Source organism: Chimaeribacter californicus (genome assembly GCF_002858675.1).
Classification (GTDB): domain Bacteria; phylum Pseudomonadota; class Gammaproteobacteria; order Enterobacterales; family Enterobacteriaceae; genus Chimaeribacter; species Chimaeribacter californicus.
In genome coordinates, this window is record NZ_PJZF01000001.1 from 612444 (window position 1) to 627705 (window position 15262).

Below are 15262 nucleotides of genomic sequence, written 5' to 3' on the forward strand. Positions count from 1 at the left end.
GAAGAAGGCACATTGATTGTATTGATAAATTACCCTGATGAATCGGAATTTCCTTAGGAAGGCGCGCCCGGCGGCGGTGTTCCCGCCCGGCTCAACACGCGCTAACCTGCGGTTACAGCGCTGATTTTTTGCAATCACCCCGTTTCCTCCCATACTTGGGTAAGCGCCGCCCACGACGGCGCGCCCCCCTTACCGTTATCAGCCAGGAGCCAGTAATGAGTAATGCGTTTCTCGAATCAATTACCGCCCGCCGCAGTATCTACTCGCTGGGCAATGAACTGCCCTGTTCCGAATATGAAGTGATCAGCCTGATTACCGAGGCGGTGAAACTCAGCCCCTCCGCGTTCAATTCCCAGAGTTCCCGCGTGGTGATCCTGTTTGATGAGCAGCACCACCAGCTGTGGGAGATCGTCAAACAGGAACTGAAAAAGATTGTGCCGCCTGATGCGTTTTTCACCACTGAAAACAAGATCGGCTCGTTTGCCGCCGGGGCGGGCACGGTACTGTTCTTTGAAGACACCCGTGTGATTGATGACCTGCAAAAGCAATATGCGCTGTATGCCGACAATTTCCCGGTCTGGTCGGAACACTCCACCGGCATCGCCCAGTTCTCGGTCTGGACGGCGCTGGCGCAGGTGAAAATCGGCGCGTCGCTGCAACATTACAACCCGCTGATTGACGAGGCGGTACAGCAGCAGTGGCACCTGCCTGCCCACTGGCGGCTGCGCGCCCAGATGCCGTTCGGCAGCATCCTGCAACCGCCGGGTGAAAAAGGGTATATGGCGGACGAAGAGCGTTTCCGTATTTTTAAATAGTGTTGCTGATGTTATTCCCCCTGCAATAAGCCGCGTGAAGCGGCTTTTTCACGCGCCATCCCCATGCTCCGCCAGATTAATCAACCGGGCTGGGATTCGGCTTGCCTGCGGTAGCCACCCCCCAGCCGCCCGCGCACCCGGTTATTTTTCAGCCCGGTCATTTTTCATCCATACTTAATCAGGCTGAACAACCAGGGCAGATTCTATGTATACACACCGGCTGATTTTTCCGGGCAGCGTGCTGCGCGGACGTGGGGCGATTGCCCATCTGGGGCGGATGTGCGGGCGGCTGGGACAGCGCGCGCTATTGATTGGCGGCAAACGGGCGCTGGCCTTTGCCGAACCGCTGGTGGTACGCCAGCTGGAAGAGAGCGGCATCAGTTACCTCGGCAGTGAGTGGTATGGCGGCGAGTGCAGCGAAACGCAGATCCTGCGGCTGTCGGATCTGCTGGAACGCCATGGGGTGGAAGTGGTGATCGCCGCCGGGGGCGGGCGGGCGCTGGATACCGCCAAAGCGGCCGCCGTGCAGTGCCACGTGCCGGTGGTGACGCTGCCTACCGTGGCCTCCACCTGTGCGGCGATGACGCCGCTGGTGTTCCGTTACCATGATGATGGCCAGTTCCGTGATATGCAGGCATTGCCGGCAGGCCCGGCGGCGGCGGTGATTGACGCGGACATCCTGGCGCGCACGCCGTTGCCGGGCTTTGCCGCCGGGCTGGGGGACACGCTGGCGAAATGGTACGAGTACCGCGCCGTGAGTGCAGCGCAGGCTAACCAATCGCTGGCGGGCGTGGTGCGTGCCCACAGCGAGTTGTGCCACACGCTGATTGCGGCGCACGCCGCCGACGCCTGTGCCGCCGTGCGGGCCGGGCAGGCCAATGCCGCGCTGGAGCAGGTGCTGGACGCGGTGTTCCTCTACGCCGGGCTGACCTCGGTGATGAGCAACGGCGGCCACACCGGCGCGGCCCATGCGCTGTATGAGGGGTTTACCGGCTCCCCGCGCACCCGGCATGTGGCACACGGCCTGCTGGTGGGGTTCGGCAACCTCTGTTTGCTGGCGCTGGAGCAGCGCCATGACCATGAGCTGAAATCCGCCATCGGGCTGGCCCGCGCCAGCGGCATCCCGGTCAGCCTGGAGGAGATCGCCCCCGGCCTGACACCGGCGGAGTGCGCGCCTGTTTTGCAGCGTGCCGTCCGCTCAACGGATATGGCCAATATGCCGTTCCCGGTGGATGTGCCGATGTTGCAGGCCGCGATTGACCGGGTACACCGGCTGGCCGCACAGACGGTCTGAGGCGTTGCGTATTGCTATGAAAAAAGCCGGCGGATGCCGGCTTTTTTGTCTTTACACGCCATGTGGCGCTTATTGCGGGTACGGCACCCAGTCACCGCCGTTCAGCCGGATATAGGGTTTACCCTGGTACTGCATCACAATGGCGTTGGCATTCTCCGACACCACCGGGGTTTGCGGCAGGTTCTGCGTCAGGGTTGACCAGTCCACACTCGGCGCGGTGAAGATTTTGCCGTCCACCGAGCGTGCCACCAGCTCCGACACCGCCAGATAGCTGCTGGGGGTGGTGATGGTCAGCGGCGTGCTCTGGTGCGGCGCCTGCATCCCGAAGAAGCGGATCCCGGCCGGGATGTGGGTAATGCTCGGGCTGGGGATGTCACGCAAACCAGACATCTGCATCTTGTCGCCGGTGACCGCCGCCCCGTGTTCCGGCACAAACACCACCATCACCTTACGGCCCGATTTCTCCAGCTGGTCAAAGAAGGTGTTGAGCTGGCTGAGCAGCGTGGTGGCGCGGGTTTTGTAGTCCGCCGGTTTGGTCGAGCCGATAAAGCGGTTGCCGTCATGCAGCGCAATCAGGTTAAAGAAGGTAGCGCTGCGCGGCGAATCCTGTTTGGTGCCGAGCCAGCGGTTCAGGATCTCCAGATCGTTATAGATGGGCTCGCCGTCAAACGAGGTCATCTCATGGCCGATGCCCTGTTGCGACATCAACGGCGACTGCATGTTGGCCTCTTTGCGCAGGTCGTCAATGTAACCGCCAAAGACCCCGGAGTGGTCCATCATCAGCTGGGAACTGAAGCCGAGTCTGGCGAGGTTGTCGAACAGGTAGCACTGTTGGCCCGCCGGTTTATAGAGGTCAGCGTGTGACGGCTGGCCGCAGCTGGCACGCAGCAGTCGGATAGAGGCCGGGCCGCTGTAGGCGGTGGCGGAGTTGAAGTTGTCAAATTTCACGTCAAAACGCGACCAGAACGGGGAGCTGTCCTGACCGACCGCCTGCATATCCGCCCAGGCCAGTGAGCAGATGTTGATCACCAGAATGTCGAACGGCTGGGCATCAGCCGGCAGCTGGGCCGGGAAGGCGGTGGCGCGCGCTTTCTCCTGATCGTAAAACTGGTTGAGGTAGGCGGTCAGGTTGGCATTGGTGGGCGGCAGGGTCTGCGCCGGGCCGGCCCCGGCGGCCACGGTGACGCCCCCCGGTGCCGTGGCCGGGGCAGCCGCGCCTGCCGGGGCCGTGGTGACCACGGTGGCCCCCGGTGCGGCACTGGTCATGCGCTCCGGCAATACCTGTACCGCCACCAGCCACGCCAGCACGCCGACGGTCAAGGTTGTTACCCGCACCCACTGCGAAATGAACAGGTAGGCCACCAGCATGGCGAAGGCGACGCCCACCCACTGCCAGTTGATAAAGCGGTCGGCGAGGTCCAGCAGGTAGGCCGGGCTGAAGCCCGCCACCTGCGTGCCCTCTGACAAAATCGAGCGGTAACCCGGCAGCCAGGTGTCATGGTAGAACAGCCCCAGCCCCACCGGAATGGCGATGATATGCCGCCAGCGGTGCAGCCGGGGTGACGGCAGCGGGAACAGCAGGAAGGCCACGAAGATCAGGTTGCTGACCAAATCAAAGTTCAGGTAGCCGTTCCACAGCAGGGCGAACTTCAGCAGAAAATAGTAGTTCCAGGCACCCAGCCCGCGCCAGTGTCGCCACAGGCCGGGTTGGGCGGCAGGCGCATGCCGCGCGGCAGTATTATCGCTCATGATGTGAAGTTTTCTCTTTAGTCGTGCCGTCACGCACCCAGACGCCGGCGGATTTCAGGTAACGGGTAGGGAAGATCCGGGCTTGCAGGCCCTGCCAGAGGCGGGGCAGCGTGCGCCGTGCTGCCCAGCCCAGAAGAAAGAAGATCACGGCGGCGATCAGGAAGACCTGAATCAAATCGGACATGTTCATGGTGCGCCCTCCGGTTGATCGGCCACCATCGGCAGACTCAGCGGCTGCGGCAGGCGGCGCGGCGGTGCGGCGGGCGCAGCCGGTTGGGCGGAGGCGGCCGCCGTAAGCGGCAGCGGGGCGTCGTCGGTGTCCGGCGCATCATGGCCGATGCGGCTCAGCTGCTCCAGGATGGCGGTGTCCTCATGCCATTCGCGGCGGCTGGTGAACGCATCGGTGACCGGCAGCTGAAATACCGACTCCAGGGCGATCTCCAGATCCGGCAGGCGGCAGTTGGAGAGGTAGAGATGCAGGTGATGCGCATCCACCGTCACCAGGTCACCGTCGCGCCGCAGGGTGCAGAGCGACAAGGCCTGGCGCGGCAGCAGCCCCGGCACCGGCCGCATCGACAGCAGAATGCCTTTGGTGTCCTCCGCCAGCAGGCTGCTGTCGAGCAGCGAACGCACGGTGTCACAGAAGGCCGGGCGCGCCAGCACGCCGCGTACCTGCAACGGGCGCATCCCGGTAATCAGCCGTTCCACGTCGTCCGGCAGGGGGCGGCTGTAGCGGCTGCCCTGAATGCCGTCCAGCAGCGTCAGGAAGGTCGAGAGCGAAGCCACATGTGGCACCACCAGATTGGCCCCGCAGGCCTGCAGCAGTTTTTCATCGGTATAGCGCAGGCTCACGGTCATCTCACGCACCGCAATCTTCAGGCCGTTGCCGCCTGCCTGCCGCACGTGGTGGATCTGCCGCGCCAGCGCCGGGATCGCCTGGTTGCTGTGCAGGGAGAAAATCAGCGTGGCGGCATGCAGCGCCTCGCCGCGTTGCGCCAGCTGGGCGTTGTCATCAAACAGCTGCCAGTTACTTGAGAGCGGCGGTGCGCCCTCCAGCACGCTGCGCTCGGCCAGGTACCAGCTGTCATCACTGCCGCGGAAATCGCCGGTGGGCTGGTCGTCCTGCAAGGCAAACCCGCCTTCCGGCAGGGTACGCAAATTAAAGCGCTGGTTGGTCACAATGCCTTTATCCGCTGCCCACCAGGCCACCTGATAATAATTATTTTCCACCTCGGTGGTAAGAGAGGAAAATCCGGACAAAACCCGGTGTTGTGATATTAACGCGCTTTTTATTTTATTCACCCCGGCACTGTGGCAAATAATCAAAAGTGTGCTACCCAGCTTATTGATGAGGCGACGCATCGCCTGAAGCCATTGCGCCATTGCCTCCGGGTTCAATTCCAGAAACAGGGTGGCAGGGGCGTAATAGATAATTAACCCCCCCGGCTTCCTGATTAACCGCCCGGCTTCCAGGGGCAAGCGAAGTAACGCGGCTTTCTGCGCCGGCAAGGTAAATAACGGCAGGCGGGCCACCGCAGCATTGGGCAGTGTGCCAAGCAGATCCCGTGGGGTTTCACCACTGCAAATCAGAGCAACATCAGTGCCTTGGGGCTGGCTTTCTGCCACCTGGCGGCATAGGCCGCGCGCATTTTCCTGTGTGTCACTATTTACCCAGTAAAGGCCGCGCACCTGCATTACCGATAATTCATCCCAAAGCTGTTTAATACCGAAGGGAAATGATAGCGCCATGAATTTTTCTGCTTAATGAAAAGTTTGCTGAAGTAAAAACGGAAAAAACCTATAAATCAGTCTAACATTGCCATTTGTAATCACCAACTTTACGCTTAAAAAATAATGACCCGGCAAGCCCCGCCCCACGGTGGTTTTCCGTTTTTTTTAGTGCCCCAGGCGCGTTGTCCCGTTTAAGGTAACAGGTATGGATAATAAACATCAGCTTACGTTTCAGCCGGAAGCCCCGGCTATTAGTGATGACTTTTATGTGCTGCGAAAGACGTTTGAGATCCCCGCATTCCGCTATATCGATATTTCCCGTGCATCACGTATCCCGGCATTATTGGCCCGCTGGCCGCTGCTGGGGGAATTGAGTGCGCAACCGGCCAGTGTCACCTCAGCCGCGCCACACGCCGGTGATGGGGAGTCCGCCTGAGATGCCGGTGATTGCCCTTCAGGGCGTACGGGGCGGGGCGGGCGGCAGTGCCGTTACCGCCGGGCTGGCCTGGGCGCTCAACCAACTGGCGGAATCGGTGCTGATGGTTGACCTCTCGCCGGATAACCTGTTGCGCCTGCATTTCAACATGCCGTTTGCTGATGACCGCGGCTGGGCGCAGGCGATGCAAAGCGGCACGCCGTGGCAGAACGCGGCCCTGCGCTATTTACCTCAACAGGCGATGCCGCCGCGTGACGCCCCGCAAAGCCCGGCAACGCCGCTCGATCTGCTGCCGTTCGGCCAGTGCGCACCGGGAAGTCAGCCGGTAAGCCTGCCGGACGTGGCGGCGCTCTGCCGCGCCGGGCATTACCAGTGGGTGCTGCTGGATCTGCCCGCCGGGCAGGCAAGCCCGCTGGCATTACCGGCGCTGGCGCAGGCTGACCGGCTGCTGCGGGTCATGACCGCCGATGCCAATTGCCACGCCCGCCTGCACCAGCAACCCGCCCCGGCAGGCAGCGCGCTGCTGGTCAACCAATTCACGCCCACCAGCCAGCTCCAGCAGGACATTCTGCTGCTCTGGCAGCAGAGCCTGCCGGGGCTGCTGCCGTTTGTGGTGCACCGGGATGAGGCCGTCAACGAGGCGCTGGCCGCCAAACAGCCGGTGGGCGAGTACCGTTCGCACAGCCTGGCGGCCAAAGAGATGACGGTACTGGCCAACTGGTGCCTGATTAACTTCAAGGGGGGCGCGGTATGAACCCGTTAAGGCTGTTTTTGATGCCGCCGGTGATGGCGGCGTTACGCGCCCGCTACCAGGATTACCGCCGCCACCGTGCCGGGGTCACTGCCAGTGCGCTGATGACGCTCTGGGTGGCGCTGGCCTGGCTGGTGCTGAGGCTGGAATCCCCGGTGTGGCAGCCGGTACGCGCCCACCCGCGCCACTGGTTCCCACACATTGCGCCGCACAAGCCGCAACTGCTGGATGGCCTGCGCTACCTGTTACAGGCGGGCTGGCTGCTGCTGACGCTGCCGGGGCGGCAGGTGCGTACCCCGCGTGAAAGGCGCTTCGTGCCAATCTATACCCGCTGGCGGCAACGCATGATTGACCGCCTTACCCAATTGCCGGCGCAGGTCGGGGCCGGGCGGCTGGGGAGGATGGCACAACGGCGGGTCAGGCGGCTTCCCCCCCTGGTACGGCAGGTGCTTTATATCACCACCTGTGCGCTGGCGCTGGTGCTGGCGTGGTTCTGCATCTCCCAGCCGTTCGGCCTGTTTGCCCAGTTCACCTTTGTGCTGCTGCTCTGGGGCATCGCGATGCTGGTGCGTAACATCCCCGGCCGCCTGCCGACCCTGATGCTGATCGTGCTGTCACTGACCATCTCCTGCCGCTACCTCTGGTGGCGCTATACCCAGACGCTGAACTGGGAGGACTCCCTGAGCCTGATCTTCGGCCTGACGCTGCTGGTGGCAGAGACCTACGCCTGGGTGGTGCTGGTGCTCGGCTACTTCCAGACCATCTGGCCGCTGAACCGTAAACCGGCCCCGATGCCGGAAGACATCAGCACCTGGCCGCACGTGGATGTGATGGTGCCGACCTACAATGAAGATATCGGCGTGGTGAGGGCAACCCTGTTTGCCGCGCTGGGGATGGACTGGCCCAAAGACAAGCTGGAGGTCTGGCTGCTGGATGACGGCAACCGCCCGGCGTTCCGTGCCTTTGCCGAGGAGATCGGCGTGCGCTATGTCGCCCGGCCGACCCATGAGCACGCCAAGGCGGGGAACATCAACAATGCCCTGAAGATAGCGAAAGGCGAGCTGGTGGCGATCTTTGACTGTGACCACGTCCCGACGCGCTCCTTCCTGCAGATGACCGTGGGCTGGTTCTTCAAAGACAAGAAGCTCAGCATCGTCCAGACGCCGCACTATTTCTTCTCGCCGGACCCGTTTGAGCGCAACCTCGGCCGCTTCCGCCAGGCACCCAATGAGGGCGCACTGTTCTATGGGCTGGTACAGGACGGCAACGACCTCTGGGACGCCACCTTCTTCTGCGGCTCCTGTGCGGTGATCCGCCGTGATGTGCTCAACGAGATTGGCGGCATCGCGGTAGAGACCGTTACCGAGGATGCGCACACCTCGCTGCGGATGCACCGGCACGGCTACACCTCCGCCTATATCCGCATCCCGCAGGCAGCGGGGCTGGCCACCGAGAGCCTGTCGTCCCATATCCGTCAGCGCATCCGCTGGGCGCGCGGCATGGTGCAGATCTTCCGGCTCGATAACCCGCTGTTCGGCAAGGGGCTGAAGCTCTCGCAGCGGCTCTGCTACGTCAACGCCATGATGCACTTCCTCGCCGGGGTGCCGAGGCTTATCTTCCTGCTGGCCCCCCTGGCGTTCCTGCTGTTCCACGCCTACATCATCTACGCCCCGGCGCTGGCGATTGTGCTCTATGTGTTCCCGCATATGGTGCATGCCAGCCTCACCAACTCGCGCATCCAGGGCAAGTTCCGCCACTCGTTCTGGAGTGAGATCTACGAGACGGTGCTGGCCTGGTATATCGCCCGGCCCACCACGGTGGCGCTGTTCCGCCCGCATGGCGGGGTATTTGACGTTACCGCCAAGGGCGGGCTGGTGGAGGAGTCCTACGTGGACTGGAAAATTTCCCAGCCTTACCGGGTGCTGATGCTGCTGAACCTGCTCGGGCTGGGCTTTGCCATCTGGCGTTTCTTCTGGGGGCTGCCGGATGAGCGCTTCACCGTGCTGGTGAGCGTGGCCTGGGTTATCTACAACATGATTATCCTCGGCGGCGCGACGGCGGTGGCGTTTGAGGCGAAACAGGTACGGCAGGCGCACCGCGTCGAAATTACCCTGCCGGCCGCCCTGATGCGCCCGGACGGCCACATGTTCGCCTGTACGCTGCGTGACTACTCCGACGGCGGCGTCGGGGTAGAAGTCGAGGATGCCGCCGAGCACTTCCGCCGGGGGGAGAGCATCCACCTGCTGCTGCGGCGCGGCGACCAGGAGTTTATCTTCCCGTGCATCATTACCCGCCAGTTCGGTAACCGGCTGGGGATGCATACCGATAACCTTACCGTGCAGCAGCAGATCGATTTTGTGCAATGCACCTTTGCCCGCGCTGATACCTGGGTCATCCAGGGCGACAGCTTCCCGGAGGACCGGCCGCTGGCCAGCCTGCGGGAGGTGATGGCGCTCGGCATCCGCGGCTATTTCCGGATGGCGGAACACCTGCCGGCGTTTATCCGCCCGGTGGTGCAACTCTTTACTTCACTTTTCGCCGGGGCGCTGTCACTGGCTCCCCGCGGCGTATCGGCTCTTCCCGTGGCGCATGGGGCGCAACGGGCAGCGAACTCACCAAGATGATGACACCCATGATGAGACTATTGACCTGCTTTATCGCCACCCTGTTCAGCCTGAATGCCATGGCCCAGCTCCCGGTGACGCCGCCCGTGCCCCCGGAGGCGGTGGCCCCGCAAACCGGCAGCCCGTCGGCCCCGGTGCGTGATGTGCATCTGGCTTTCCCTCAACTCGCGCCGCCGCCCGGTGCCTTTGTGCTGCGCGGCATCGCCCCGGAAGGGCAGATTGAGTTCGGGGTACGCAGTGACGAGGTGGTGACACAGGCCACCCTGAACCTCCAGTTTACGCCGTCGCCGTCGCTTATCCCGGTGGAGTCCCAGCTGAAGGTCTACCTGAATGACCAGTTGATGGGCGTGGTCGCCATTGGCGCAGACCAGCTCGGCAAACCCAACCAGGCACAGCTACAGATTGACCCGCGCTATATCACTGACTTCAACCGGCTGCGGCTGGTGTTTATCGGCCATTATCAGCGCATCTGTGAGAACCCGGCCAACAGTACCCTGTGGGTGGACATCGGCAAAGGCAGCTCGCTCGACCTGCGTTACCAGAAACTGCCGGTGGAGAACGACCTCTCGCACTTCCCGGAACCGTTCTTCGATGCGCGGGATAACCAGCCGCTGACCCTGCCGATGGTGTTTGCCGCCCAGCCCGACCTCGGGATGCAACAGGCGGCCGCTAAACTCGCCTCCTGGTTTGGTACCCGCGCACAATGGCGCGGCCAGCATTTCCCGGTGCTCTATAACCAGCTGCCGGAAAGCCATGCGGTGGTGTTCGCCACCAACGATCACCGCCCCGATTTCCTGCGTACGCTGCCGCCGGTCAATGGGCCGACGGTACAGATGATGTCACACCCCGATAACCCCTACGTGAAACTGCTGGTGGTGATGGGGCGCAACGATCAGGATCTGGCGCAGGCAGTGACCGGCATCGCCCAGGGCAATATCCTGTTCCGCGGGCAACAGGTGGCGGTAACCAAAGTAGAGCAGCTCGCCCCACGCCAACCCTATGACGCGCCGCTCTGGGTGCGTACCGACCGGCCCATGACCTTTGGCGAGCTGAAAACCTACCCGGAACAGCTTCAGGCTGACGGTATCCAGCCTTACCCGATCTCGCTCAGCCTCAATTTGCCGCCGGATCTGTTCCTGATCCGCAGTTCCGGCATCACCATGCAGCTGAAATACCGCTATACGCCGCCGGAACTGGCGAATACCTCCCGGCTGAGCGTCAATCTCAATAACCAGTTCGTGCGCGCCTTCAGCCTGCAACCGGGCACCCGCGACAGTACGCAACTGCTGCGACTGCCGCTGCTTGGCCTCTCAGAGGAGGGGCAGAAGCTGTCAGTCCCGGCGCTGAAGCTCGGCGCACTTAACCAGATGCGCTTTGACTTCGAATACGCCTCGCTGATTTCCAGCAGCCGTACCGACCGCTGTGAAACCTTTACCACCGTCAATAACCATGTGGTGATCGACGACAGCTCAACCATCGATTTCTCCGGCTACCGCCACTTTATGGCCATGCCGGATCTGCGCGCCTTTATCAATGCCGGGTTCCCGTTCAGCCGGCTGGCTGACCTCTCGCAGACGCTGGTGCTGGTCACGCCGCAACCACAGCCGGTGCAGCTCACGGCGCTGCTTGATACCCTGGGGCGCATCGGCTCACAGACCGGCTACCCGGCGCTGGGGGTGACCATCAGCGATGACTGGGCGAAAGCGAAACAGGCCGATGCCGATATTCTGATGATTGGTACGCTGCCGGCCGACCTGCGGGGCGATAAGTCGATGAACCTGCTGATGGACGCCACCCAGGGCTCGGTGACGCAGCCGAAACGGCAACAGCCGCTGCCGGACAGCAACGCCCCGGCTACTGATGCCCAGCCAGACAGCCGTACCACCATCAGCGCGACCGATCCGCTGGCGGCGCTGGTGGGCGTGCAGTCGCCTTACCACGAGCAGCGCAGCATTGTGGCGATCCTGGCGGATTCCACCGCCGGGCAGAGCCTGATGAATGACGCCCTGCAGGACAGCGGCAAACGCGCGGCGATTAGCGGCTCGGTAGCGGTGGTGCGTGCCTCGGGGGTGAACAGCCTGCGGGTGGGGGATGTGTACTTCGTCGGGCATCTGCCGTGGTGGGAACAGGCCTGGAACATGCTGGCGACCCATCCGGGCTGGCTGGCAGTGATGGCCGCAGTGCTGGTGGTGCTGGTGGCATTGCTGTTGTGGCGTGCGCTGCGCCTGCTGAGCCGCCGCCGCGTGATCTCTGAGGATTAACCATGCCGACTTCTTTTCTGCGGACGTATTTGCCGCTGGCCCTGGGCCTGACGCTGATGCCGCTGGCAGAAGCGGTAGAGCAGGCGGTTGCGCCGTCTGCGCCCCGGGCCGTCTCCCCGGAGACCTGGCTGCTGGAGCAGGTGCGGCTGGGCGAGGCGACCTATCAGGACGCGCTGGTGCAGCAGTCCCTGCACCGGCTGGAGTTGATGAGCCCCAATAACCCGCAGGTGCTCGCGGCGCGTTTGCGGCTGGCATTGCGCCAGGGCAACGTCCCGCAGGCGCAACAGCAGCTCACAAAATTGCAGCAGATCGCCCCGGATGCGGTGATTACCCGGCAGTCCGCAACACTGGTGGCGCTGACGCAGCCGGCAGGGCGCCAGCAACTGCAACAGGCGCGGTTGCTGGCGACCGCAGGCCGGCTGGCGGAGGCGCGCGCCGCCTATGACGCGGCCTTCAACGGCCCGCCGCCGGGCACGGATCTGGCGGTGGAGTACTGGCGGCTGGTCGCCCGGCTGCCGCAGCAGGCACCGGTGGCGATCCGTGAGCTACAGGCGCTGGACCAACAGGTGCCCGGCAACAGCCAGCTACGCCTGGCACTGGCACAGCTGCTGTTCAGCCAGGATCGTGAAGCCGAAGGTTATGCCATGTTGCAGAAGGCGGCACAGGATGCCGCCGGGCGCGATGCCGCCGGGGAGATGTGGCTGACGCGGGTGAAACAGCTGACGGTGACGCCGCAGAGCCTGGCGGCGCTGGATCGCTACCTCACGGTATTTGACAGCGGCCCGCCTGCCGAGGCCGGGCGGCAGGAGCGGGCGCGGCAACAGGCGATGCTGGCTGATCCCAACTATCAGGCACGGTTGCGCGGGCTGGCACAGATCGAGAGCGGCGGCGGCAAGGAGGCGATTGCGCCACTGGAGCAGGCGCTGCGTGCCGCACCCAACGATCCGGCATTATTGGGGGCACTCGGCATGGCTTATGCGCGATCCGGTGACCGGGCACGGGCCATCACGCTGTTTGAGCAGGCGCAAAAAGTGGATACCGACGGGTTCGAAGGCGACAAGTGGGTCAGCCTGATCACCTCCAACCGTTACTGGCTGCTGATTGAGCAGGGCGACAAGGCGCTGCAGGCGAAAGAGTTCGCCGGGGCGGAGCGCGCCTACCAGCAGGCGGTACCGCTGGAGAAGGATGACCCCTATGCCACGCTGGGGCTGGGCGACGTTGCGCTGGCCCGCAACGACCCGGCTGCCGCCGAACGCTATTACCAGCAGGCGCAGCGCATTGATCCCACTAACGAGGGCGCGGTGCGCGGGCTGACCAACGTTTACCTGCAACAGTCACCGGAGAAGGCGCTGGCGTTTATCAACGGCTTGTCGGCGGCACAGCGCAAGCCCCTGGCCGGGACCCTCAACCGGTTGCAGGGGGATGTGCTGAGCGCCAGGGCTGACCAGTTCAGCCGGCAACAGCAGTGGCGCGAGGCGGCCGACGCCTATGGCGAAGCCCGGCGTTACGCGCCGGATGACGCCTGGCTGGCATACCGGCAGGCCGGGGCGCTGCGGCAGATCGGGCAGGGCGCGGAGGCGGATCGGCTGTTCCGTGATTTTATGGCCACCCATCCGCCCGGCGAACAGCAAAACTACGCCTATGCGCTCTACCTCTCCGGCCAGGATCAGGATGCGCAGGCGCTGGCGACCCTCAACCGTCTGCCGCGCCCCCAGTGGTCGCAGAACATGAAGGAGCTGGAACAGCGGCTGCAACAGCAACAGACGCTGGATCGTGCGCTGGCGTTGCGTGCCGCAGGCAACCGGGCGGAAGCCACGGCGCTGTTACGCAGCCAGCCGCGCCAGACCGGTATCGATCTGACGCTGGCAGACTGGGCACTGGAAGATGCTGACTACGCGGCCGCCCGCCAGGGGTATCAGGCGGTGCTTACCGCTGACCCCGCGAATCTGGATGCGCAACTGGGGTTGACGGATGTGGCGGTTGCGCAAGGTGACAACGTCACGGCGCGTAACCAGCTACAGCAACTGGAGAGCCGCCCGGCGACCACGCTCACCCTCAACCAGCAGCGGCGCATGGCCACGGCCTGGCAAGCGGTGGGTGACCCGCAACGGGCTGCCCGGATACTGACTACGCTTAAACCGGCCGCCCGCCAGGCACAACCGGGGCTGACCCCGGCGCTGATCTTCCGGGACATCGCGCGCATTGAGCAGCAGCAGGGGCAGTATGCGCTGGCGCGGGAGGATTACGGGCTGGCGATGGTCGCGGGCGGGATAACGCCGGCGGTGCCGCAAGACAATGACAGTTACACCCGGCTGACACGCAACCAACCCAGCGATGACTGGCTGAAACGCGGTATCCGCGCCGATGCGGCGGATGCGTACCGCCAGCAGGACGTCACGATCACGGTTGACCACGACAACTCCACCTCCAGCGGCACGCCCGGGTATTCCGACCTCAGCGCCAACACCACCATGGCGCAGGCTGATATGCCGCTCTACGGCGGCCACGCTTTTTTACGCAGTGATTATGTGCACATCGACGCGGGCACCTTCGGGACCACCAACGGCAGCTACAGCGAAGATTTCGGCACCTGTTCCAGCGTCGCCTGTACCAGTGACAAGAGCCAGACCGCCAGCGGGGCGAGTATTGCGGCGGGCTGGCGTAATGACCGCTGGAACGCGGACATCGGCACCACGCCGCTGGGCTTTGAGGTGGTCGACTGGGTCGGCGGCCTCAGCTACAGCGGGGACTGGCGGCAGATTGGCTGGACGGCCACCGCCTCACGCCGCCCGATCTCCAGCTCGCTGCTGGCGTTCGCCGGCAGCAAAGACCCGAACACCGGCACCTCCTGGGGCGGGGTGCGTGCCACCGGCGTCAGCCTGAGCGGCAGTTACGATCAGGGCGGGGCGCACGGCGTCTGGAGCGATCTCAGCGTCCACCAGATCACCGGTAAAAACGTCGAGGACAACCAGCGTGAACGCCTGATGGCCGGGTACTACTACAAGGTGATTAACGAGGATAACCGCCGTGCCACCATCGGCCTTAACAGTATGTTGTGGCATTACCAGAAGGATCTCAGCGGTTACTCGCTGGGACAGGGCGGTTACTACAGCCCGCAGCAATATTTCTCCCTGGCGGTGCCGGTGAATTATCGCCAGCGTACCGATAACTGGTCATGGCAGCTTGGCGGATCGGTGTCGTGGTCGCGCTCGAAAACCGAGAGCCAGCGCCGTTACCCGCTGGGCGGGCTGATTCCCACTGCATACACCAACCGGGATGACGTCAGCGAGAGCAGCAGCAGTACCGGCATCGGTTACACCTTGCAGGCCCAGCTCGAGCGGCGGCTCACCTCCCACTGGACGCTGGGTGCCGGGGTTGATATCCAGCAGGCCGAGGATTACACCCCGAGCCATTTCCAGATTTATATCCGTTATTCCGCCGGCGGCTGGCAAGGGGATCTGGATATTCCGCCACAGCCATTAACGCCGTATGCTGATTTTAAATAACGCGTAATCATCGCCACAACGTTAATAAATCAATTAAGCAGCACCGTTAATTCGGGGCTGCTTTCTTTTTTTGGGGTGGTGCTTTATTTTTCAGT

10 protein-coding genes are annotated in these 15262 nt (G+C 63.4%); 7 read left to right on the forward strand and 3 right to left on the reverse strand.

What is annotated here, in order from left to right:
• Positions 1–215 precede the first annotated feature (215 nt).
• Positions 216–815, forward strand: a complete 600-nt coding sequence (locus tag CYR55_RS02835; RefSeq protein ID WP_101814623.1) for a nitroreductase family protein — start codon at positions 216–218, stop codon at positions 813–815.
• 205 nt (positions 816–1020) lie between these two features.
• The gene (locus tag CYR55_RS02840; RefSeq protein ID WP_101814624.1) at positions 1021–2109 is read left to right on the forward strand and encodes an iron-containing alcohol dehydrogenase family protein; all 1089 of its coding nucleotides are present in this window, start codon (positions 1021–1023) and stop codon (positions 2107–2109) included.
• A gap of 69 nt (positions 2110–2178) precedes the next feature.
• Here the strand turns inward: CYR55_RS02840 and bcsG are convergent, their stop codons facing one another.
• The 3 genes from bcsG to bcsE are packed head-to-tail and all read right to left on the reverse strand — an operon-like array spanning position 2179 to position 5607.
• Positions 2179–3858: a cellulose biosynthesis protein BcsG gene (gene bcsG, locus CYR55_RS02845; RefSeq protein WP_101814625.1), complete on the reverse strand. Its 1680-nt coding sequence runs from the start codon at positions 3856–3858 to the stop codon at positions 2179–2181.
• Entirely contained in the window at positions 3848–4048 is a 201-nt protein-coding gene (gene bcsF, locus CYR55_RS02850) for a cellulose biosynthesis protein BcsF (RefSeq protein ID WP_101814626.1), read from the reverse strand. Before bcsF ends, bcsG begins: the two co-directional genes overlap by 11 nt.
• Complete coding sequence (bcsE, locus tag CYR55_RS02855) at positions 4045–5607, reverse strand: cellulose biosynthesis protein BcsE (protein WP_101814627.1); 1563 nt, start codon at positions 5605–5607, stop codon at positions 4045–4047. The genes bcsF and bcsE overlap by 4 nt, the downstream gene beginning before the upstream one ends.
• A 187-nt stretch (positions 5608–5794) precedes the next feature.
• Here bcsE and bcsR point away from each other — a divergent pair, with 187 nt between their 5' ends.
• From bcsR to bcsC, 5 genes are read left to right on the forward strand one after another with little or no spacing between them, the layout of a single operon-like run.
• Positions 5795–6025 (forward strand): cellulose biosynthesis protein BcsR, encoded by a 231-nt coding sequence (bcsR, locus tag CYR55_RS02860; protein ID WP_101814628.1) that lies wholly within the window; start codon positions 5795–5797, stop codon positions 6023–6025.
• Between the two features lies 1 nt (position 6026).
• Positions 6027–6779, forward strand: a complete 753-nt coding sequence (bcsQ, locus tag CYR55_RS02865) for a cellulose biosynthesis protein BcsQ (protein WP_101814629.1) — start codon at positions 6027–6029, stop codon at positions 6777–6779.
• Positions 6776–9400, forward strand: coding sequence for a UDP-forming cellulose synthase catalytic subunit (bcsA, locus tag CYR55_RS02870; RefSeq protein ID WP_101814630.1), 2625 nt, complete (start codon positions 6776–6778; stop codon positions 9398–9400). Before bcsQ ends, bcsA begins: the two co-directional genes overlap by 4 nt.
• A gap of 8 nt (positions 9401–9408) precedes the next feature.
• Positions 9409–11661, forward strand: coding sequence for a cellulose biosynthesis cyclic di-GMP-binding regulatory protein BcsB (bcsB, locus tag CYR55_RS02875; protein ID WP_101814631.1), 2253 nt, complete (start codon positions 9409–9411; stop codon positions 11659–11661).
• Between the two features lie 2 nt (positions 11662–11663).
• Entirely contained in the window at positions 11664–15167 is a 3504-nt protein-coding gene (gene bcsC, locus CYR55_RS02880) for a cellulose synthase complex outer membrane protein BcsC (RefSeq protein WP_101814632.1), read from the forward strand.
• The last annotated feature ends 95 nt before the right edge of the window (positions 15168–15262 follow it).